20 protein-coding genes and 2 tRNA genes are annotated in these 20,365 nt (G+C 39.7%); 10 read left to right on the top strand and 12 right to left on the bottom strand.

Going from position 1 to position 20,365, the window contains the following annotated elements; all coding sequences use genetic code 11:
- Positions 1–14: 14 nt before the first annotated feature.
- The gene (locus tag B4G94_RS08495) at positions 15–626 is read left to right on the top strand and encodes a polysaccharide deacetylase family protein (RefSeq protein ID WP_286858264.1); all 612 of its coding nucleotides are present in this window, start codon (positions 15–17) and stop codon (positions 624–626) included.
- 3 nt (positions 627–629) lie between these two features.
- Here B4G94_RS08495 and B4G94_RS08490 read toward each other — a convergent pair whose 3' ends face one another.
- From B4G94_RS08490 to B4G94_RS08475, 4 genes are all read right to left on the bottom strand, one after another.
- On the bottom strand, positions 630–1,427 hold the full coding sequence (locus B4G94_RS08490) for a DUF4249 domain-containing protein (protein WP_286858263.1): 798 nt from the start codon (positions 1,425–1,427) through the stop codon (positions 630–632).
- A 6-nt stretch (positions 1,428–1,433) separates the two neighbouring features.
- Entirely contained in the window at positions 1,434–3,758 is a 2,325-nt protein-coding gene (locus B4G94_RS08485) for a TonB-dependent receptor (protein WP_165307202.1), read from the bottom strand.
- 152 nt (positions 3,759–3,910) lie between these two features.
- Positions 3,911–4,828, bottom strand: a complete 918-nt coding sequence (locus tag B4G94_RS08480; protein ID WP_286858261.1) for an alpha/beta hydrolase — start codon at positions 4,826–4,828, stop codon at positions 3,911–3,913.
- Positions 4,818–5,714, bottom strand: coding sequence for a hypothetical protein (locus B4G94_RS08475; RefSeq protein ID WP_286858260.1), 897 nt, complete (start codon positions 5,712–5,714; stop codon positions 4,818–4,820). The genes B4G94_RS08480 and B4G94_RS08475 overlap by 11 nt, the downstream gene beginning before the upstream one ends.
- Before the next feature lie 38 nt (positions 5,715–5,752).
- Here B4G94_RS08475 and B4G94_RS08470 point away from each other — a divergent pair, with 38 nt between their 5' ends.
- Both B4G94_RS08470 and B4G94_RS08465 read left to right on the top strand, forming a co-directional pair.
- Positions 5,753–6,640, top strand: a complete 888-nt coding sequence (locus tag B4G94_RS08470; RefSeq protein ID WP_286858259.1) for a DUF4377 domain-containing protein — start codon at positions 5,753–5,755, stop codon at positions 6,638–6,640.
- A 252-nt stretch (positions 6,641–6,892) separates the two neighbouring features.
- A complete protein-coding gene (locus tag B4G94_RS08465) occupies positions 6,893–7,846 on the top strand; it encodes a glycoside hydrolase family 43 protein (RefSeq protein WP_286858257.1) in 954 nt (317 codons plus the stop codon).
- A gap of 106 nt (positions 7,847–7,952) precedes the next feature.
- Here B4G94_RS08465 and B4G94_RS08460 read toward each other — a convergent pair whose 3' ends face one another.
- Positions 7,953–10,172, bottom strand: a complete 2,220-nt coding sequence (locus tag B4G94_RS08460) for an NADP-dependent isocitrate dehydrogenase (protein ID WP_165307211.1) — start codon at positions 10,170–10,172, stop codon at positions 7,953–7,955.
- Positions 10,173–10,444: 272 nt separating this feature from the next.
- Between B4G94_RS08460 and B4G94_RS08455 the strand changes: the two genes are divergently transcribed.
- The 3 genes from B4G94_RS08455 to B4G94_RS08445 all read left to right on the top strand — a co-directional run bounded on the left by B4G94_RS08455 (position 10,445) and on the right by B4G94_RS08445 (position 13,624).
- Positions 10,445–11,284, top strand: a complete 840-nt coding sequence (locus B4G94_RS08455; RefSeq protein WP_286858254.1) for an aldo/keto reductase — start codon at positions 10,445–10,447, stop codon at positions 11,282–11,284.
- Positions 11,285–11,349: 65 nt separating this feature from the next.
- Positions 11,350–12,198, top strand: a complete 849-nt coding sequence (locus B4G94_RS08450) for a helix-turn-helix domain-containing protein (protein ID WP_286858253.1) — start codon at positions 11,350–11,352, stop codon at positions 12,196–12,198.
- Positions 12,199–12,283: 85 nt separating this feature from the next.
- Complete coding sequence (locus tag B4G94_RS08445; RefSeq protein ID WP_286858251.1) at positions 12,284–13,624, top strand: TolC family protein; 1,341 nt, start codon at positions 12,284–12,286, stop codon at positions 13,622–13,624.
- Positions 13,625–13,818: 194 nt separating this feature from the next.
- On the opposite strand, the gene B4G94_RS08440 is transcribed toward B4G94_RS08445, so the two are convergent.
- The gene (locus B4G94_RS08440) at positions 13,819–14,460 is read right to left on the bottom strand and encodes a peptidylprolyl isomerase (protein WP_286858250.1); all 642 of its coding nucleotides are present in this window, start codon (positions 14,458–14,460) and stop codon (positions 13,819–13,821) included.
- Between the two features lie 107 nt (positions 14,461–14,567).
- Between B4G94_RS08440 and mgrA the strand changes: the two genes are divergently transcribed.
- Positions 14,568–15,605: an L-glyceraldehyde 3-phosphate reductase gene (mgrA, locus tag B4G94_RS08435; protein WP_286858249.1), complete on the top strand. Its 1,038-nt coding sequence runs from the start codon at positions 14,568–14,570 to the stop codon at positions 15,603–15,605.
- 97 nt (positions 15,606–15,702) lie between these two features.
- Here mgrA and B4G94_RS08430 read toward each other — a convergent pair whose 3' ends face one another.
- Together B4G94_RS08430 and B4G94_RS08425 are read right to left on the bottom strand one after the other, a co-directional pair.
- Positions 15,703–16,233 carry a DUF1697 domain-containing protein gene (locus B4G94_RS08430; RefSeq protein ID WP_165307220.1) on the bottom strand — a complete coding sequence of 177 codons (531 nt, stop codon included), beginning with the start codon at positions 16,231–16,233 and terminating at the stop codon, positions 15,703–15,705.
- Between the two features lie 11 nt (positions 16,234–16,244).
- Positions 16,245–16,541, bottom strand: a complete 297-nt coding sequence (locus B4G94_RS08425; protein ID WP_165307222.1) for an MGMT family protein — start codon at positions 16,539–16,541, stop codon at positions 16,245–16,247.
- Positions 16,542–16,857: 316 nt separating this feature from the next.
- Between B4G94_RS08425 and B4G94_RS08420 the strand changes: the two genes are divergently transcribed.
- Positions 16,858–17,496 carry a tetratricopeptide repeat protein gene (locus B4G94_RS08420; RefSeq protein ID WP_286858247.1) on the top strand — a complete coding sequence of 213 codons (639 nt, stop codon included), beginning with the start codon at positions 16,858–16,860 and terminating at the stop codon, positions 17,494–17,496.
- Between the two features lie 214 nt (positions 17,497–17,710).
- Here the strand turns inward: B4G94_RS08420 and B4G94_RS08415 are convergent.
- Positions 17,711–17,784: transfer RNA gene (locus tag B4G94_RS08415), tRNA-Arg, on the bottom strand.
- A gap of 186 nt (positions 17,785–17,970) precedes the next feature.
- Between B4G94_RS08415 and B4G94_RS08410 the strand changes: the two genes are divergently transcribed.
- Together B4G94_RS08410 and B4G94_RS08405 are read left to right on the top strand one after the other, a co-directional pair.
- Positions 17,971–18,489: a YceI family protein gene (locus B4G94_RS08410; RefSeq protein WP_108633784.1), complete on the top strand. Its 519-nt coding sequence runs from the start codon at positions 17,971–17,973 to the stop codon at positions 18,487–18,489.
- Between the two features lie 55 nt (positions 18,490–18,544).
- Positions 18,545–18,629 (top strand) — tRNA-Ser (locus tag B4G94_RS08405).
- 100 nt (positions 18,630–18,729) lie between these two features.
- Here B4G94_RS08405 and B4G94_RS08400 read toward each other — a convergent pair.
- The 3 genes from B4G94_RS08400 to B4G94_RS08390 all read right to left on the bottom strand — a co-directional run bounded on the left by B4G94_RS08400 (position 18,730) and on the right by B4G94_RS08390 (position 20,363).
- A complete protein-coding gene (locus tag B4G94_RS08400; RefSeq protein ID WP_108634516.1) occupies positions 18,730–19,092 on the bottom strand; it encodes a response regulator in 363 nt (120 codons plus the stop codon).
- Positions 19,093–19,158: 66 nt separating this feature from the next.
- Positions 19,159–19,989: a CheR family methyltransferase gene (locus B4G94_RS08395; RefSeq protein WP_108633780.1), complete on the bottom strand. Its 831-nt coding sequence runs from the start codon at positions 19,987–19,989 to the stop codon at positions 19,159–19,161.
- Positions 19,989–20,363, bottom strand: coding sequence for a response regulator (locus tag B4G94_RS08390; protein WP_286858244.1), 375 nt, complete (start codon positions 20,361–20,363; stop codon positions 19,989–19,991). Before B4G94_RS08390 ends, B4G94_RS08395 begins: the two co-directional genes overlap by 1 nt.
- Positions 20,364–20,365: the final 2 nt, after the last annotated feature.

Below are 20,365 nucleotides of genomic sequence, written 5' to 3'. Positions count from 1 at the left end.
TTCATTTATCGGTTATGTATTTTGTCAAATCCCCTTTTTTCCTGCGTTGGCTTTATCCCAGATCGATCTGGCATATGCCGAGGTCGGAAAAAAAAGTCTATCTCACGTTTGATGATGGTCCAATTCCTGAAATTACACCTTTTATACTCGATATCCTAAAAAAATATCAGGTCAAGGCAACATTTTTTTGTGTTGGTGAAAATATTAAAAAAAATCCACATTTGTTCCAAAGAATTTTACAAGAAGGACATCAAGTTGGCAACCATACCTACAATCATCTCAAAGGCTGGGATATAGATGATGATTCCTATATTAATAATGTAGCTCAATGTCAGGAACTAACACAAACGGACCTCTTTCGGCCTCCTTATGCCAAAGCAAAAAAATCACAGCTCAAAAAGTTATACAACAATTATCGCGTGGTGATGTGGGATGTCATGTCCGGAGATTTTGATCAAAGTTTAAGTCCCGAAAAATGCCTTCAGAACGTCATTCCCAATATACAGAATGGCTCTGTTATTATCTTTCATGACAATATCAAAGCCATTCCCCGTGTTGAATATGCGCTACCTAAAACGATCGAATTTCTCCTGGCAAATCAATACCAAATAGAAAGATTCGAATGAAGATTATGGTCTGGTTCTTGACAACACCACTTCAGATTCATAATATTTTCCGACACTGACGCTGAAGTATCCCAAGACGTTATTAGACAGATTTGAAATTGGATTCGAAGGTGAGGCCGCTCCGGGATTGATCATCTGAAAGCTATTCCAATAATTGTATGCACCGACATCAATGCATTGACGCAAAATACGGACGCGATCTCCGAGTTTAAGATCTCTATCCCGATCAATAATATCGTGCTGTACTTGCAGTCCATTATTATACTTATCATCAAATACATCAATAAAACGTAATTCTCCTCCGTTTACGGACATCTTGTACTTGTAGTAGTTTCCCTTCTCCGGCGGATCATTAAAGACTAAAGTTGGATAATAAATGGTATCTGTAAATATGATGCGCTCCGATAGGCCGATCGAATCAACATCAACATAGCTCGGCACTGTCGAAGTTCCTTCAATTTCTTTTCCATCGGCAGTCTTTACATACAGTTGATAGCTGGCCTTTTCCTGTAATCGCAATGTCTTATTGGTATACACGCCATTTGCACTGGGCGAAAAGGTATAAATCCGATTATTTTGCAGGCTTCTTACGAAGACTTCCGCGTCTGTTATGGGGGCCAACATAGATTCCTTTAGACCGACTACTTTTTGTATGCTGATCTCATGTTGTTGGTCTGACACCATCAGGTCTGCCGTAATTACAATCTGCCCCGTATTTTCGGGCAGGTTAAGGTCAATTTTATCTTCACAACTGACCAAGGTTATCCAGGTTAAGGCTATTAATGCCAATATCTTTCTCATGTTGTGCTAAAATTTAAAGTTCCAGGTGACTGAAGGTATTGTGCCAAATAATGCAATCCTATAAATTTCGGTTATATTGGATTGTCCTTCTTTCTCCCTAAAGTCAATCAAATAAGCATTTTTGCGATTATAGGCATTATAAATCCCGAAAGATAAACTGGAATACGTATTTTTTGTACGTTTGATATCATAGGTCGCAGCAAGGTCTAAACGATGATATGCAGGCATACGTTGGCCATTTCGCTTATCATAGTAGAAGATCGTCCTATCATCAACAAAATATTTTCCGGCAGGCATTGTTACGGCATCACCGGTATAATAGACAAAGTTTGCACTTAGATTCCATTTGGGATTCAATTGATACTGTGCCACGACAGCGATGTTATGGGTTTTATCCTGACGCGCGTTAAACCATTGCCCATCATTGATCTGTTCAAACTGTCTTTCACTTTTGGATAGCGTATAGCTGATCCAGCCATTCAACCGCCCCAGTCGTTTCTTTATAAACCACTCGACACCATACGCCCTGCCTTTTCCAAATAAGAGCTCCCCATCCAAAAGTTCATTGGCCTGGAGATCGGCCCCATTCCTATAGTCGATCTGATTTTTAAGGTCTCTGTAATAACCCTCTACAGAAAATTCATATCGATTGGACACGAAATTCCTGAAATAGCCCAGCGAATACTGGTTAGACAACTGCGGTTTGATGGTATTATTGCTCAATACATATTGATCTGTCGGGAGACTACTTGTTGTATTGCTCAACTGATGCAAATACTGAACATTCGTATTATACGAAGCTTTGAATGTTGTCGATTCATTCAAGGCGTAGTTAAGGGAAATACGGGGTTCTAGATAGATATATTTTTTTCCCATCTCCCCACGGCCAACATAAGTGGAATCGACCGCTTCTCCGGCATTGTCAAATGTATAGAAGGTGCCGGGTCCTAAAGTTGCGTAGGCTGTTGCTCTAACACCGTAATTCAATTTAAGCTTATCATTTATCGACCAGTCATCAGAGATATAAGCAGCAATGTCCAGCCCCTTGCGATGCTGAATACGCAATGAATTTACCTTAGAATCTTCACCGGCTTCAATACTTGCCGGACGGATTTCCTGTAACGCTGCCTGCAGACCAAACTTTAAATTGTGACGGTCCGAAAGACTGTACTGAAAATCCTGTTTAAAATTATAGTTGAATATATCGGAACGAATCTTAAAATTATTGTCGTCTTCAATCTTCACTTGATAATTAAATTTACTGAATATCAATGTAGTATTACTAAATAGGCGATTGCTCCAGACGTGATTCCAACGCATGGTTCCCGTCGCATTTCCCCAATTGAAATCAAATAAATCATGATAGGCCATTGCATCTTTACCAAAATATCCCGATAAGTAAAGGGTATTTTTATCGTCGACCCGATAATTTAGCTTGGCATTGAGATCATAGAAAAATAAAGCACTCTTTTTAATATTTTCATCGCTTGAAAGTTTCAGGAATAAATCAGCGTAGGTGCGTCTGCCAGAGATCATAAAAGAGCTTTTTCCTTTCTGTATAGGCCCCTCGACCTTAAGTCGCGACGCGATCAGCCCTAATCCTCCTTCCACATTAAAATGCTGATTATTCCCATCCAGTGTTGTTATTTCCATGACTGAGGAGATTTTGCCGCCATACTGCGCCGGCACACCGCCCTTATAAAAATTGACATCTTTGATGGCATCCGAATTAAATGTCGAAAAGAAACCAAAAAGGTGCGAACTGTTGTAAACCGGAGCCTCATCCAACAAGATCAGATTTTGGTCTCCCCCCCCGCCACGAACATAAAAGTTACTACTTCCTTCTCCGCCGCTTGTCACCCCCGGAAACAATTGAATCGTCTTTAAAATATCCTTTTCGCCAAATAATACAGGTACTTTTTCAATCTCCTTGGGGCTAAACTGTGTCAGACCCGGCGTAAGGTCTTTGATTGATTTTCTCCGATTTCCGGTGACAACAACCTCAGCCAATTGGCTTTCTTCCGGCACCAGTTGCACAATATAAGTGGAGTCCTTTCCCACCTGAACGGGCAAAACTTTTGTTCGGTATCCCATGGAAGAAACTTCCAGAAAAGTATCCTGTCCACGTAAGGATAAACTAAAGAATCCATATTTATTGGAAGCCGTAGATCTTTTTTCGGCTTCATTACGGACCAAAGCACCGATGATATTTTCACCACTGATACTATCTCTGATAAATCCTGATATAGATTTAGATTGTTGACCATAGGATTGCTGTGCGCAAAACAAAATAGAAGAAAAATAAAAAACAACCTTTATAGGTTTAAGCATAGCAGACTGAATTCAAAAATTTGTTGAAAATAATAAAAAAGCCTTACAATTTGTAAGGCTTAATAATAAGTTTATAATTTGTTAGTCAAGATCTTCTAGAAACAAAAATAGTATTTTATTCATTTAAGCCAAATATTTATCTATTTTTCTTTTTATTTTTTTTCTGGCTGACTGAAAAAATCATTAAAAAAGGCCATTTGATAGATAATGGAGCGTGACCAATACGTCCAGTTATGCCCCCCCTCACTTGTAACAAAGGTATGATTAATGTTGTGGTACATGAGTTTATCGTGAAGTGCAACATTGACAGGATAGAAAAAATCTTCCTTTCCACAATCAATAATCAGACGAAGTTGATTGTTCACTAATTTGGGAATCATATTGATCACCACGCGATCATCCCAGGCCTGGGTCGAATCGGCGTAATTCCCGATACGGTCCTTAATTTCCCAGTTTAGGGGAAAGGGTCTGAAATCCACTCCGCCGGCGGTACTGCCTGCAGCACCATAAAGCTCCTGATGCTTAATTGCAAGTGACAAGGCTCCATGTCCCCCCATGCTAAGTCCTGTAATCGCCCTTCCTCTTCGGTCTTGAACTGTGGCGTAATGTCCATCTATATAATCAATCAGTTCTTTGGAAACAAATGTCTCGTATTGATAATTTCGATCATTTGTGATATCCCAATACCAACTTCCAAATCCCCCATCCGGACAAACAACCATATATCCATATTGGTCAGCCAGAGCAGCGACATTGGAGTTCTTCACCCAATTGCTATAATTGCCCGAATATCCATGAAGTAAATAGAGCACCGGATATTTGGTACGTTCCGAATATCCCTTGGGAAGAATAACGACAGTTTTAATAACTTTGTCCATGCGCTGACTTCGGATCGCTAAAGTATCGACTTTTGCAGCTTTACTGGCTATACAAAAACAACATAAGGCAATTGATAAAACTAATAATTGTTTTAAATTCATGAAATAATGAACTGGGCTGTTCTTTCTATTCCATTTATTCCGTGCTGTAGCACCCATCTGTTTCACTAAAAAAAGTTTGTTATTTATCATTTGATTTAGGATTTTTTCCGAAATAATAAAGATAGGATTTTAAACCGAATGGACGCTCACTGATGGTATAAAAACCCGTCCCATCCTTATCGAATGCGATGGCCTCCCCCTGAGGTTCTACCGAATAAGGCACTTCAATCGGTTTCGATTGAAGCGTTTCGCCCCATGATTCACCCGGCTTCCTTTTCCAATAAAAAATAGTTGTAATGTTCTTGATAAGCAGCTCTTTTCCTGTAGGGTCTATCGCCGCAGCTGTAGCGAAAGTAAAGGGGAGTTCAGCCACTTTACTTAACGTGAAATACTGTTGTTTTCTATTTCGGAAAACTGGCGCGCTATATACAGTCGATTGAAATTCGCGCTTCGAAACCACATACAAGGTATTATCTGTTGGATCAACCATGATAGATTCCGCATCCAACCGTTTCTGCCCCGGAAATTTAACAAATATGGTTTTGATATTTTTCTTTGATATCAGTGACGAATCGCTAACTGAAGGTTCAGGAAACACATAAAGGCACGCCCAAGTCCGCTTCCCGAGATTATTTCCAATATCTGCTAAAACGAGGTAATTTTTATCTGCAATTTTAACACGGTCAATATCTTCACAATCAATTACATCTATTCCTTCCAGTGAAAAGCTTTTGATCAACTTTGCTTGACGATCGATCAAATAGATGTTTGAACCATCGCCACTATCGTTATGAACCCAAAAGGTTCCTTCCTCATGGGCGGCTACAATACCCGACACTTCTTTTAGCCCCGGATCCGTCAATTCACCTAGCGGGACTTGTGTTTTAAAATAATCCTTGTTATTTTGGGCATATATCCGCAAGCCGGACAGAAAAAGTACGATGACTAACAGTACTTTTGTTCGTGCAATATTCATGTTTAAAGATACGTTTTTATTGATATTTAATGCCCATTATGAAGAAATCCCTGAAATCCAGCTTATTTTTTATGCTCTTATTTCTATTCCCGTACGGTTTATATGCACAAATCAGCACGTTTCGGATAAAAGTTAAATCTGGGCTAGAAAGTACACCACCCTATCTCGTAAAGTATTACAATAGCAAAGACTGGGAAAAATTCTATGCAGAAATACAACAGTTTAACTACAATGCCAACTTTGAATACACGATTCGGGTAAAAAAAACGCAGACCGCGCACAAATCAATCTATTCACTGGCGAAAATCATCAGCAAATCCAAAACCAAAAACGCGGAAATTGCCATTTGGGATGTTGCCGAGAATTATGTAAATAATCCAACTTCGGGAAAATTAAACTGCCTCCAGGTGAAATCCATAAAGAAAAATAAATGGGAATATATTTCTAATCCGATCCTCGGTTTTGATTACCAGGAGCAATATCGTTACCGTATCAAAGTAAAGCAAACGAAAGCAAGAGACACCGACAGTATGCAATATGAATTACTTGATATTATTTCCAAAGAAAAGGTCACCGGGCTACCCAGTGTGGCTTCATTTCTCGCCAGATTCCGGTGGAATTTACTGCAATTAAATGGCAAAGATGTTTCAAACAACAAAGCCAACATTGGTTTCGATGCAAAAAATGGCACCATCGCCGGATCGACCGGATGTAATAATTTTTGGGGTAATTTTAGTATTAAAGGCAATTTGATCAGCTTCCCGCATCTCGCCAGTACGATGAAATCCTGCAACGGAGCCAATATTGAAAATGATTTCTTTGCAGTGGTGGAGCAAAAGCAGCTTCAATTTGACATCGCCGAGCAGACATTAAACTTTTATATTGATGGAAAATTAGTTATGATCTTCGGGTTGGAGCGTGAATAAGAAAATACCCGAAGCCTGGGGGACTTCGGGTATTTTAGCCATATTATTAACCTATTTTATGAAAAGTATTTATGCCATTTGGAAATGACATAAACAAATATGTGAAATAAAGCGGAAAGATTCGAAAGCTCAGCCTTATTTTAACATAATTTTAACATTTTAAAAATATTGAGAAAAATCAGCATAAAAATGATATTTTATCAGCCATATGCTCCTATAGAATGTATTATCTTAAGCTTTTAAACCATAACGATGATCAAGACATTTTTTACGACAACATCTTTGTTTCTGGCGACGACACTTATTGCGCAAAAGAATCCAGTTTTAAATGGTAATTATGCCGATCCTGAGGGAATTATTTATGATGACAAATATTGGATTTTCCCGACCTATTCAGCCCCCTATGAAGAACAGCTATTTTTTGATGCATTTTCTTCTTCGGATTTAGCACATTGGGAAAAACATCCGCGGGTACTCCAAAATACACAAGTAAAATGGGCCGAGAAAGCGATGTGGGCGCCCGCCGTACTTGAAAATAACGGTAAATATTATTTGTTCTTTAGTGCTAACGACGTACATGAAGGGGAAATCGGCGGAATTGGCGTGGCTGTAGCGGACAAACCTGAAGGCCCTTATACAGATCTCCTAGGAAAACCATTGATAAATGATATTATCAACGGCGCGCAACCCATAGATCAATTTGTTTTTAAAGATAAAGACGGTACGTTCTATATGTATTATGGTGGCTGGAAACATTGCAATATGGTCAAACTCAAACCGGATTTTACGGGCTTGCTCCCTTTTGATGACGGAACTTATTACAAGGAAATTACACCAAAGGACTATGTCGAGGGCCCTTTTATGTTTATCAAAGATGGCAAATACTATTTTATGTGGTCAGAGGGCGGCTGGACTGGTCCCGACTATAAAGTCGCTTATGCGATTGCCGACTCTCCGTTTGGGCCATTTGAGCGTATTGGAACTATCCTCGAACGTGATCCAGAAGTTGCCGTCGGCGCTGGGCACCATTCAGTCATTAAAGTTCCTAATAAAGATAAATACTTCATCGTTTATCATCGCAGACCATTGGGCAAGGAAGGTGCGAATGAACGTGTCACTTGCATCGACGAAATGAAATTTGACAAAAAGGGGCATATTCAACCTGTCAAGATGACTTTTAAAGGTGTAAAATATCCCCTAAAATAGATTATTCCTTTCGATAAAGTAAGAGCATACAACGACTAGACCCAAAAATTAGAGCCCCGATCATTGACCGGGGCTCTTCTTATTTTATTGCAACATCAGGTAATAATTAAATACGCGCTATGGCATTGTTTAATGTCACAGAAGGACGCATTGCTTTTGTCGCTAATTCGTCATTCGGGAAGTAATAACCACCGATGTTCTGTGCCTGACCTTGTGCGCCGATCAATTCATCATTAATCTTCGCCTCATTATCTGTCAATTCTTTTGCTACTGCGGCAAAACGGTTCGCCAGTTCAGCATCTTTCGTTTGAGCAGCCAAGGCCTGAGCCCAGTACAATGCCAAATAAAAATGAGACCCGCGGTTATCAATCTGACCTACCCGACGTGCCGGAGATTTGTCATTTGCAAGGAATTTCTCTGTTGCTTCATCCAACGTTTCAGCCAAAACCAATGCTTTGGGATTATTCTGTGTCTGCGACAAATGTTCCAATGACGCTCCTAAAGCCAAAAATTCACCCAATGAATCCCAACGCAAGTAACCTTCTTGCAGGAATTGCTCCACGTGTTTCGGAGCAGAACCACCAGCACCAGTTTCGAACAAACCACCACCGTTCATCAATGGCACAATAGACAACATCTTGGCCGAGGTTCCAACTTCTAAGATAGGGAACAAATCTGTCAGATAATCACGTAGTACGTTACCTGTTACAGAAATAGTATCTTCCCCTTTACGGATACGTTCCAAAGAGAACTTAGTTGCTTCAATCGGAGATAGAATTCGAATATCTAAACCTGTCGTATCAAAATCAGGCAAATATTTCTCTACCTTCTTAATGATCTCTCTGTCGTGCGCACGGTCTTTGTCTAACCAGAATATTGCCGGAGTATCTGACAAACGCGCACGATTTACAGCTAATTTCACCCAGTCTTGAATCGGTGCGTCTTTTGTTTGACACATACGGAAAATGTCCCCTTCTTCAACGCTCTGTTCCATGTACACATGACCATCGGCGTCCACCACACGGATAACACCGTTACCTGCAGCTTGGAAAGTTTTATCGTGAGAACCATACTCTTCCGCTTTTTGAGCCATCAAACCAACGTTTGGAACAGAACCCATTGTTTTGGGATCCAAAGCGCCATTCGCTTTACAGTCTTCTATTGTTGCTTCATAAACACCTGCGTATGAACGATCAGGAACCATGGCGATCGTATCTTCTTCTTGACCATCTTTATTCCACATTTTACCGCCAATACGGATCATCGCCGGCATAGATGCGTCAATAATAACGTCGGAAGGAACGTGGAAGTTTGTAATACCTTTATCTGAGTTGACCATCGCCAAAGCAGGACCTTGCGCGATAGCAGCATCGATGGCAGCTTTCACTTCCGCCTCTTTTGCATGACCTGCAATTTTAGCGTAAACTTCTCCTAAACCGTTATTTTTGTTGATACCCAATTCTTTGAATAACTCACCATAGGTAGCAAATAGGTCTGCGAAATAAGTTTCAACAACAGCACCAAAGATAATAGGGTCAGAAACTTTCATCATCGTTGCTTTCAAATGCGCAGACAATAACACGCCAGCCGCTTTCGCCTCAGCGATAGCGTCAGCCACAAAACCTTTTAATGCATTTAAGCTTAATGTCGATGAGTCAATTACTTCGCCCGCTTTTAATGGCGAAAGCCCTTTTAATTCAGTAACGCCCCCTTGTGCATCTACAAATTCAATTTTGAACTGCCCCGCATTTTCCACTGTTACAGATTGTTCTGAACCATAGAAATCACCGGATGTCATCGATGCAACTTTTGTTTTAGAATCTTTTGCCCAAGCCCCCATTTTATGTGGATTTGCTTTCGCGTAATTCTTGACCGCTTTCGGTGCACGACGATCCGAGTTACCTTCGCGCAATACAGGGTTTACAGCAGAGCCCAGTACTTTTGCATATTTAGCTTTGATTGTTTTTTCTTCCTCCGTGGTTGCTTCATCCGGATAGTTAGGGATAGCGTAACCCGCTTTTTGCAACTCAGCAATAGCGCCTTTTAATTGTGGAATAGATGCTGAAATATTCGGTAACTTAATGATGTTCGCTTCTGGAGTTGTAGCCATTTGCCCCAACTCTGCCAAAGCATCGGCAATTTTCTGATCTTCTTTTAAAAATTCGGGAAAGCTTGCAAGAACACGACCTGCTAAAGAGATATCTCTCAATTCAACATCGATACCAGCTGTAGCTGTAATCGCTTGTACAATAGGCAAAAACGAGTAAGTCGCCAACAAAGGTGCTTCATCTGTTTTTGTCCAAACAATTTTTGATTTGTTTGACATAGTAATCTATTAGAAATATGTTTAATTTTTAATGCTATGTGAAATCAATGAAAAATCTAAATTTTTCAAAATTTCGCCTAAAGATAAGAATTAATGCCATAAACCATGCGTTAATCCGACCTTTTTGACAATAAAATTGTGAAAATAAATATATTTTGGCAATCCAGAATAAGTTTGGGTTCCGCCCTCGAAAAGACAGCCCTCTTTACATTTCAGTGACGGGATAATACAATCGAAACCCTAATTTAGTCAAACAAAAAATACGATTAAGCATGAAATCATTCAAATTGAACAATGGAATTGATATTCCAGCAATTGGATTTGGAACTTGGCAAATTCCGGAAGGTGAAGAGGCATACCAGGCCGTTACGGAAGCATTGAAAGTCGGGTATACACATATTGACACCGCAGCCATATATGGTAACGAAAAAAGTGTAGGCCGAGCTATCAAAGACAGCGGAATAGCGCGTGATACATTATTTATAACGACCAAGCTCTGGAATACCGAACGTGGCTATGATAAAACAATTGCTGCATTCGAAAAATCCCTGGCAGACTTGGGTTTGGCCTATATTGATCTTTATTTGATTCACTGGCCGGCCAATGAATCACAATTCGAAAACTGGGCAACTATCAACGCTGAAACATGGAAAGCGCTTGAATATTTATATCAACAAGGAAAGGTGAAGGCAATCGGAGTCAGCAATTTTCCAAAAGATTACCTCGCCAAATTATTGGAGACCGTAACAATCGTCCCGGCCGTCAACCAAATTGAATTTCATCCGGGTTACCTCCAACAAGAGACCGTTGACCTTTGCAAATCCAATGGCATTTTAGTCCAGGCCTGGTCGCCCCTAGGTTCGGGGAGAATCCTACAAGACGAGACTCTAATTGCTCTAGCGGAACAAAAAGACACCAGCGTCGGACAGATTTGTATTAAATTTGCTTTATCTCAAGGCATACTACCGCTACCAAAGTCCACCAATCCATTAAATATCAAGCGAAATTTAACGGTTGACAACTTCGATCTCACGGAAGAAGATATACAGACAATTCGCGAATTGCCGACGATGGGTTTCTCTGGTTCTGATCCTAAAAAAGTTGCATTTTAAATCACAAAGACCGTATCCTCCAGTGCTTATATGCTGGAGGATGGTTTTTTAGCATAATACCGGTGATGAACAAAATACAGCTTATAGATCAATCGGAGCTCCTCCAAAAAGTAGGTGAATATATTTACCACCCGCTTAACACGACCTGTATCCTCGTACATACAGGGACGGTTGCCATTGATTGCAACGGCAGCCCGGTCCAATTGCAGGCAGGCAGTATTTTCTTTATCGGTTATAATAAGTACTATTGCTTTTCGGAGATCAGCCCAGATGCGCAATTCAAAGTATTGAATTACGACAGAAATTTCTCCAACCGAATCCGGTTCTCCATTAGTAAATATGATGCTTACCGTCTTATCCATGCAAATAGTTCCGTGCCATTCAGCCCTACGGCTACTGACTTTGAAACGATTTGGACATTAATTTCAACATTACATCAAAATAGAAAAAAAGCGCAAAATCAAGGGATGGATTTTCTCCAAAAAGCAAATGTTAATATTTTTATGGCAATCATTTATCTACTGGCCGCTGTGATTTATGATGCCGGAGAGCGTCATTTAACAATCCGTAATCAGCGAAAAGAAGAGATTACCGTTCAATTTTTACAACTTGTTGCTGACAATTATAAACAGCATCGGGATTTGGCGTTCTATGCGGAATTACTCCATATTTCTATCAAATACCTTTCTATATGTGTCAGGGAAATCACCAAAGACTCTCCCTCCGCGATCCTGAGCAATTGGTTACTGAGCGAAGCTCGGGCACAATTGATTGTCTCCAATAAAACAATCAATCAGTTATCTCAGGAATTTCACTTTTCTGATCAGTACGCTTTCAGCAAGTTTTTTAAAAAACACGTCGGTATTACCCCCAATATATTCCGGGAGCGACAAGCCACAACTGTTACCAATTGAACATCACAAAGCATTAAATAGACATTTCTTGGCATCATACCAGTATGTAACTTTGTATTACATATATAGCACTAAGAAATATACCATGAATATTAAATCAAGCGCACTAAAAACAGGTTTGTACTTGGTCGTTTGTTTCTTTACAATTTTTAGCAATCTAACATACGGTCAGGATAGCATTTCGACCAAAAAGATCAATATTGAAACATTATTTGCGCTCGCCATACGCAATCACCCCAACCTTGCTGTTTCAAAGACAGCAGTTGATATTGCCAAGCAGAAAACTGCAGTCGCAAAATTGAAAACATTACCGGAGATCAGTGCATCAGCTTCAGCGTTTTACCTTGGTGATGCGGCGCTGATCGAGAAGAACCTATCGGGCTCTGAGAAGGTTCCTCTGCCCCATTTCGGAAACAACTATTCCTTGGAGGCCAAGGAACTTATCTGGAAAGGCGGAGTAATCAAGAATTCAATTAAAGCATCTTCTTTGGGAGAAGAGCTAGCGGAACTGGACCACCTAAATGAAGAGCAAAACATCAAAATTTTGGTATTGGGATACTATCTGGACCTCTTTAAACTCGGCAATCAAGAGCAGGTTTATCATCAGAATATCGAATTGGCCCAAAGGCGGCTGGAACTTACAGAAAAATTATACAAGCAAGGGATGATTACCAAAAATGATGTCATAAGAAATCAACTGCAGATCTCCGAATTACAACTCGCAAAAGAAGTCGTCCAAAATAATATGCGTATTCTGAATGATGAACTTGTCGTTGCACTGGGACTGCCGGAAAACACTCGCATCACACCCGACGACGGTATTCTAAAGGCCCACTTTCAACCACGGGATCTAACAACATTAAAACAAGAGGCTTACATATCAAATCCAAATATCCAGCTCGCCGCAAAAGAAACAGAGCTTCTTTACACCGAAAAAGATATTACCAAATCCGAGAAATCTCCCGCACTCAGCCTTTTCGCTGGAAATAATCTTGTCAAACCGATCACCAGTGTCATGCCTGTCATTGATAAATATATGAATACCTGGAATGTGGGCGTCTCATTGAGTTACAACATTTCTTCTTTATATACAACGGACAAAAAACTAAAACTAAACGATTTACAAATTGAAAAAAACAAGAAATACGAACAAGCACTGAAACAAAAGACCAGTGTGGCTGTTAATACCGCATACATTAAATACAATGAGGCCTACTCACAACGCAATGCGCTCGAGTACAACAAAGCACTTGCAGACGAGAACTATCGTATAATTGAAAAAAAGTATTTGAACCAACTGGCACTTATAGTCGATATCATGGATGCTTCCAATTCAAAACTTGAAGCGGAACTGAAGTATACAAATGCTGAAATCAATATTGTGTATGCATATTACAAACTTTTGAAAGAAACAGGAAAGATTTAATATTTTTCGTCTGCCAAATTTAATCAGTTTTATATATGTCAGGTCCCATTAAGTAATTAATGGGGCTTTTTGTGTCCTTTCTCGCATTGACCGTTTTATTTTCCCGGTCATTTATTGCGATAAAAACGGTCATAGCTAAGAATTGAATACATCGATTGAAAAATTAAAGAATAAAACCATCTTTCAAGATGGTTTTATTCTTTAATCTCCACAATACTAAAGGGTACCTTTGTCAAAGGAAAATCTTGTTTATCCGTTTTCACCCGACTTATCTTCATGATGACATCTAGCCCTTGATATATCTCACCAAAGACTGTAAAATCCCGATCAAGTCTGGGCTGTCCACCATGAGCGAGGTATTCATCCCGCTGTTCTTTGCTATATTTAATCCCTTTTTTTATTTCCAAGCTATCGAGATCTGCCGCAGTGATCTTTTTTCCAACTACAAAGTAGATCTGATCAAGGAAGGAGGCTTTCTCCCGATTGCCGTCACGTCCCGCTCCTAATGCCCCCATTTTGTGAAAAGCACGTTCGTCGAATTCCGCCGCCAGTCTAGGTTTTCGGTGTAAAGGATCTGCTGCCTCCTTCTTTTCGATATCTATATCGTGCTCACCTCCTTGTACAACAAAATTTTCAATAATGCGATTGAACAGGGCACCCTGATAAACACTATCTTTAATCGACCTTAACATCAAATCACGATGCTGTGGTGTAAAATCATAAAGTGCGACCTTAAACTCCCCAAATGCCGTTTTAAATAATAGGTGTTTCGATTGTGCATGGGCACCGCCGGCCCAGAACAAAAACACCGCTAAGATCCATGTGATTTTCTTCATGTTTTTTTACAGCTTCAGTTATTCAAAATTTGATATAAAAATACATTAAATTTCAATTCGGAGAAATTTGTTTATTACCTATATTTGGAATAAAACAATTCAATTCTATGCAATACACTCCCCATCCCGATCGCTACCAACAGATGATATATAACCGCTGTGGTAAATCCGGCCTTCAGTTACCTGCTATTTCCTTAGGTTTATGGCACAATTTTGGGAATGACACGGCACATCAAACCAAAGTTGACATCTGCACAACGGCTTTTGATCTCGGAATCACGCATTTCGATCTAGCCAATAACTATGGACCGCCCCCGGGTAGCGCGGAAATTGCATTCGGACAAATTCTTAAGCAACAGTTTGCGGGATATCGCGATGAGCTGATCATTTCATCAAAAGCAGGTTATCACATGTGGGATGGCCCTTATGGCGAATGGGGTAGCCGGAAGTATATTATTTCCAGTTGTGATCAGTCCTTAAAACGCTTAGGAACAGATTATGTTGACATTTTCTATTCACATCGCTTCGATCCAAACACGCCTTTGGAGGAAACTATGATGGCCCTGGATCAGCTCGTGCGAAGCGGAAAAGCTCTTTATGTCGGCATTTCGTCCTACAATTCGCAACGTACCAAGGAAGCCTATGCAATACTGAAATCCTTGGGAACACCCTTTGTTATCCATCAACCGAGTTATTCCATGCTGAATCGATGGGTTGAGTCGGATGGTCTATTAGACACTCTGGGCGAGATTGGTATTGGCTCAATTGTTTTCTCTCCACTTGCCCAGGGCATGTTAACCGATAAATATTTACATGATATTCCTGAAAATAGCAGGGCTTCACAATCAAAATCCTTGCAGACCAAGTTTCTCAGTGAAGAAAACCGAAAAAATATTCAGGCGCTACATGCCATTGCACAACGTAGAGGACAGACCTTAGCGCAAATGGCCATTGCATGGGTTTTTCGAAAACAACAGGTGACTTCTGCACTTATTGGGGCGTCGAGACCACAACAGGTCATTGATTGTGTCGGATCACTCAAAAAGCTATCATTTACGGCAGAAGAAATCCATGAGATTGATCTCTATGCAAAAGATGGACATATTAATATATGGGCTCAATCCGCAGAGATTGAGAGAAGCTAGATCAATCTGTAAATTATTTTAATATCAAAGGCGTACTGGCTATCATTCGATAATCATTACGCCTTTTTTGATGTTAGCATGCAATAACAATAATAGCCTACTGCATGATCTTCAGAATTTTTTCAAATGTGTTCACATTGCGGCTGGTGAACTTATCCTTCAGACTTTTCTTACCCAATATTTTTCCGAATGTTGAATCCAGTGTATTTCCTTTGGGCACCTGCCAATAAAATACCCCATTAATCACTTTGGCTTTTTCATCAGCTGCTTTCGCACTGTTATTGAATTCTTGCATGAGCAGTTCTTCTACGCCTGGCAAACCTACAAAAGCATAAATATGAAAATCGGGACGAATGTCAAAAGGAATATTACGCCTGAATAGCGTAATTTCTTCCTCCGATTTAATGAACAAAAAAGCTTCGTAGGAAAAAGACTTGGACATAGCAGCTTCCAAAACGATTTTAAGTTCGTCCACAGGGCTATCCGATGAAAAAACTATATTTCCGGAAGCCAGCACCGAACTAACATGATCCATGCCCGTATCTTTAAATACCCGGCATACATCGGCCATCTTCATATTGGTTCCCCTCACATTTACTCCCCGTAGAAATGCACAATATTTTATCATTTATCCATTTTTTAAAGTTCATTTATCGGGTTCCAGAATAAATTCTTAAAATCCCTGACCCTAAGATTATTTATCACAATACCTTCGCCCTCCAGTTTAATCTGAAATTCCGGAACGGACAGTACGCCACCACTGGAAATCACCCGATGAGCAGGTACATCTCCGGGACAACCGCCCATTGCTTTTCCAACATGACGAGCGTGATTTGGATATCCCAAAGCTTTAGCAATAGCACCATAAGTTGAAACACGCCCCTTTGGGATTAGTCTCGTTAATTCGTATACCTGTTTTTTAAATATTTCATCCATATAGATGTTATTACACCATTTAACTCTATCTAGCTAACCACAAAGTATTACCAATTCTTTTGTCTATAAGCTAAATAAACTACAATTCAACGTTTTCTAAAGGTACAAAAATCATGTATAATAGACTATTACCAATGAATCAAAATTCACACACACTAGTTAAATAAACGATCAAGTTGTAAGAAAATACAAACGATACAATATCAAAATGATGACGATAAAACAACTTATAACAGGTTATAGCCTATATGTAAAAATAAGCTTGAACTATTAAGTGTATTATCCTTATTTTTAATTCAACATATTATTTTAAGCAATGAATAGGCAGACAATTTTTAGTATATGGGGTTTAATTTCTGTAACATTACTTCTTACATTTGCTTCGTGTACTAGCTCCAATGAGGACAGAGCAGATCGCCTCAATAACGATGGGAAAACGGAAGAGGCAATTAAACATTATCAACTCGCCATCGAAGAGGGCAGTATAGAAGCAATCAATAAGCTCGCATTATTATATAGCAATATCCACCAGCCCGAAAAAGCCAAGCAATACTATATAATGGCATTGAATAAAGGGGATAAAAAAGCTGCAGAAACTCTTGCAAACCTCAGTTTAAGAGATGGAGCCTATAATGATGTAATCACCTATTTGAAGCCTATGGTGGACGCTGGAGATACCACGCAGGTTTATACACTAGGAAATGCCCTTGTCAAATTGCAACGGTATGATGAAGCAGTCCAGATTTTGCTAAAAAATAAGGACAATGTATATGTCAAAGCCATATTGGGTGAAGCTTATTATGGGCTTGGCGACCTAAAAAACGCCGAGAAATACTGGAAATCGGCGGTATATGATCATAAATCAGGAGGTATTAACTCTTACAACAAACTCTTGGAGTTATACCTCCAACAAGGTAGGGAAAAAGATTACAAAGAGCTTGAAGGGACTTACTGATCAAAACACCATCGCCTTCCCTTATCTGGCGACTTAAAAATAGTAATCCAATTTTCTTTACCGCTAACCAAACGACATAGAAAAGCGCTTTGAATATTTTAGCAAAAGTGCTTTTTTATCTCCAAATTTTTGTGTAAAGCAGTTAGATAACAGATTGGAAAAATTGAGTACAGTATAAAAAAAGCCCCTCTGTGTTAAACAAAGGGGCTTTTTGTACGCCAATCAGGATTCGAACCTGAGACCGTCGGTTTAGAAAACCGATGCTCTATCCAGCTGAGCTATTGGCGCGTCGCTTTCGGTAATGCAAAAGTAGACATTTGTTCAACAATTCCAAAATATCACTTGCTTTTTTTTATGGTTTTTCAATAACTGATTGCTTTTCAACAAGATTATTTTATTGATCTAGGTCAAACAAAAAGACAAATAACGCTGTTACCTTTGTGTTATTAAACAAATAAGAAAAAACACAAAATTATGGCACAAGGAAAATGGGAATTGGACGCTGCACATAGCGAAATAGAATTCAAAGTAAAACACATGATGATCACAAATGTTAAAGGAAACTTTAACAGTTTTAAAATAGATCTTGATGCAGAAGATGATACTTTTGAGAATGCACTTGCAAAAGTATCTATTGATACTGCTTCTATCAACACCAGAAATGAGCAACGTGATGGACATTTAAAAAGCGCTGACTTTTTTGATGTAGAAAAATATCCTGCAATAACATTTGAAGCAACGAGCTTAGAAAATGATCAAATTAAAGGAAATCTGACCATCCGTGATGTGACCAAGGCTGTAGTTTTTGATCTGGAATTTGCGGGTATTCAAAAAGATCCTTGGGGAAATACTAAAGCTGGGTTTATCGTCGAAGGAAAGATCAAACGCTCAGATTTTGGACTTAACTGGAATGCAGCTTTGGAAACAGGTGGCGTGATGGTAAGTGACGATGTAAAATTTAGCGCTGATATACAGTTTATAAAAGCTAAATAGGAACTATTTCTAAAATAAAATTTGGCAGGAGAGCAAAAATTCGTACTTTTGTCGCGGAGAGTTGGCAGAGTGGTCGAATGCGGCGGTCTTGAAAACCGTTAACTGTCACAGGTTCGGGGGTTCGAATCCCTCACTCTCCGCATAAGAAGCCTTTCAGAAATGAAAGGTTTTTTTATTCGATATGGATTCGAACCAGAAGGGCTGGCCGGAGTTCGAACACGATCCTCGTTCAATCAATTATTAGATATACTTATTAACAATATCATCCAGATCATCCAGATCAAAGGGCTTGGATAAGAAATCATCTGCACCGGCGCTTACAGCCAACGATTCGATGTCATTATTGGCAGATACATAAATAACCGGAATATGTTTAAACCTATCATCGGCTTTTAAGAGACGGGTAGCCTCTACCCCGCCAATATTTGGAATCCAGTTATCCATTAAAATAAGGTCCGGTTCCGTAGACTCAACTTTTTGAATGATATCATGTGATGTTTCGGAGACTTCAACATGAAAACCCAAATCTGTCAGCACCACTGTTATGACCTCCAATATAATGGTATCGTCTTCAAAAATCAGTACAGTTTTTCTTTTGCTCATATCGCTTAGTTTATCTCCCATACATGGCTTTATTAAGGCTTGAATATCGTGCCAAATAAAACCATCTTATTGTGGGTAGAGTTTTTTCCAAATTTTTTGATCACCCACTGCGGTGAAGTTCTGTTGAATACTTGAGAAACGGATGGTTTCCTTACTACCTAGACCCAAAAAACCTAGATTTTCCAGGCTTGCGTCAAATAATCTAAATACACGGTCCTGCAGATCTTTATTGAAATAAATCAATACATTGCGACACAAAATCAGCTGAAAACTATTAAAAGAAGTATCTGAAACCAAATTATGGGTTGATAGGATCATTTTTTGTTTTAATTCCGGATCAAATTTAGCCCAGTCGTAATTTGCTGTATAATAGCTCGAAAAATCCTGCTTTCCTCCAGATTCGATGTAGTTTTCCGAAAAAGATTTGATCTGACTCAGTGGATAGACACCATTGCGTGCTATTTCCAGCACACGTGGATTGATATCCGTTGCATAAATTAACGATTTATGATGGAGATTGGCTTCCTTAAGCAAAATAGCCAAAGAATAAGCTTCCTCACCACTGGCGCAGCCTGCCACCCAGATCCGGATCAATGGATAGGTACCCAGTTGCGGCAAGATCTCCTCGCGCAGCTGTCGGAAAAATAAAGGATCCCTAAACATTTCCGTCAAATTCACCGTAATTTCCTCCACAAAATGCTGCAGAAACTCCGGGTCGTCTTTCAACGCGAATCGGAGCTCCGCAAAACTCGCAAATCGGTCATTCGTCATGATCCGGTTGATCCTTCTCTTAATCGATGCCCGGCTATACTGTATAAAATCGTAGCCATAGCGCTGATAGATATCTTCCAATAAAATATCGATCTCCTCGTCCTTAATTATATTATGGCCCAACATCACGATATCAATCGTTCTATTTCGGTCAACAGCAAATCAACATCAATCGGCTTTGAAATATAAGCCTTCGCCCCCGATGCCAGACATTTCTCCCGGTCCCCGGGCATTGCCTGGGCAGTTACAGCTATGATGGGAATATCGTTGATAAGCGTGGAAGCCCGGATCAAACGAATCGCTTCATAACCGTCAATCTCAGGCATCATCATATCCATTAGCACCAATGAAATACCATTTCCCTCTTCCAAAAGTTGAATTGCATCCTTTGCTAAAGTACAACTGACAACTTGGTATCCTCTCGCTCTCAAGGTCAAACCGAGTGCAAAAATATTCCGGTTGTCATCGTCAACAATTAATATCACTTTATTTTGATTCATTA

Origin of the sequence: Sphingobacterium sp. UBA7625 (assembly GCF_002484085.1) — a bacterium.
Lineage (GTDB): Bacteria > Bacteroidota > Bacteroidia > Sphingobacteriales > Sphingobacteriaceae > Sphingobacterium > Sphingobacterium athyrii.
The sequence above is the reverse complement of the archived record's forward strand: the minus strand, read 5'-3'. Positions and strand labels throughout refer to the sequence as shown.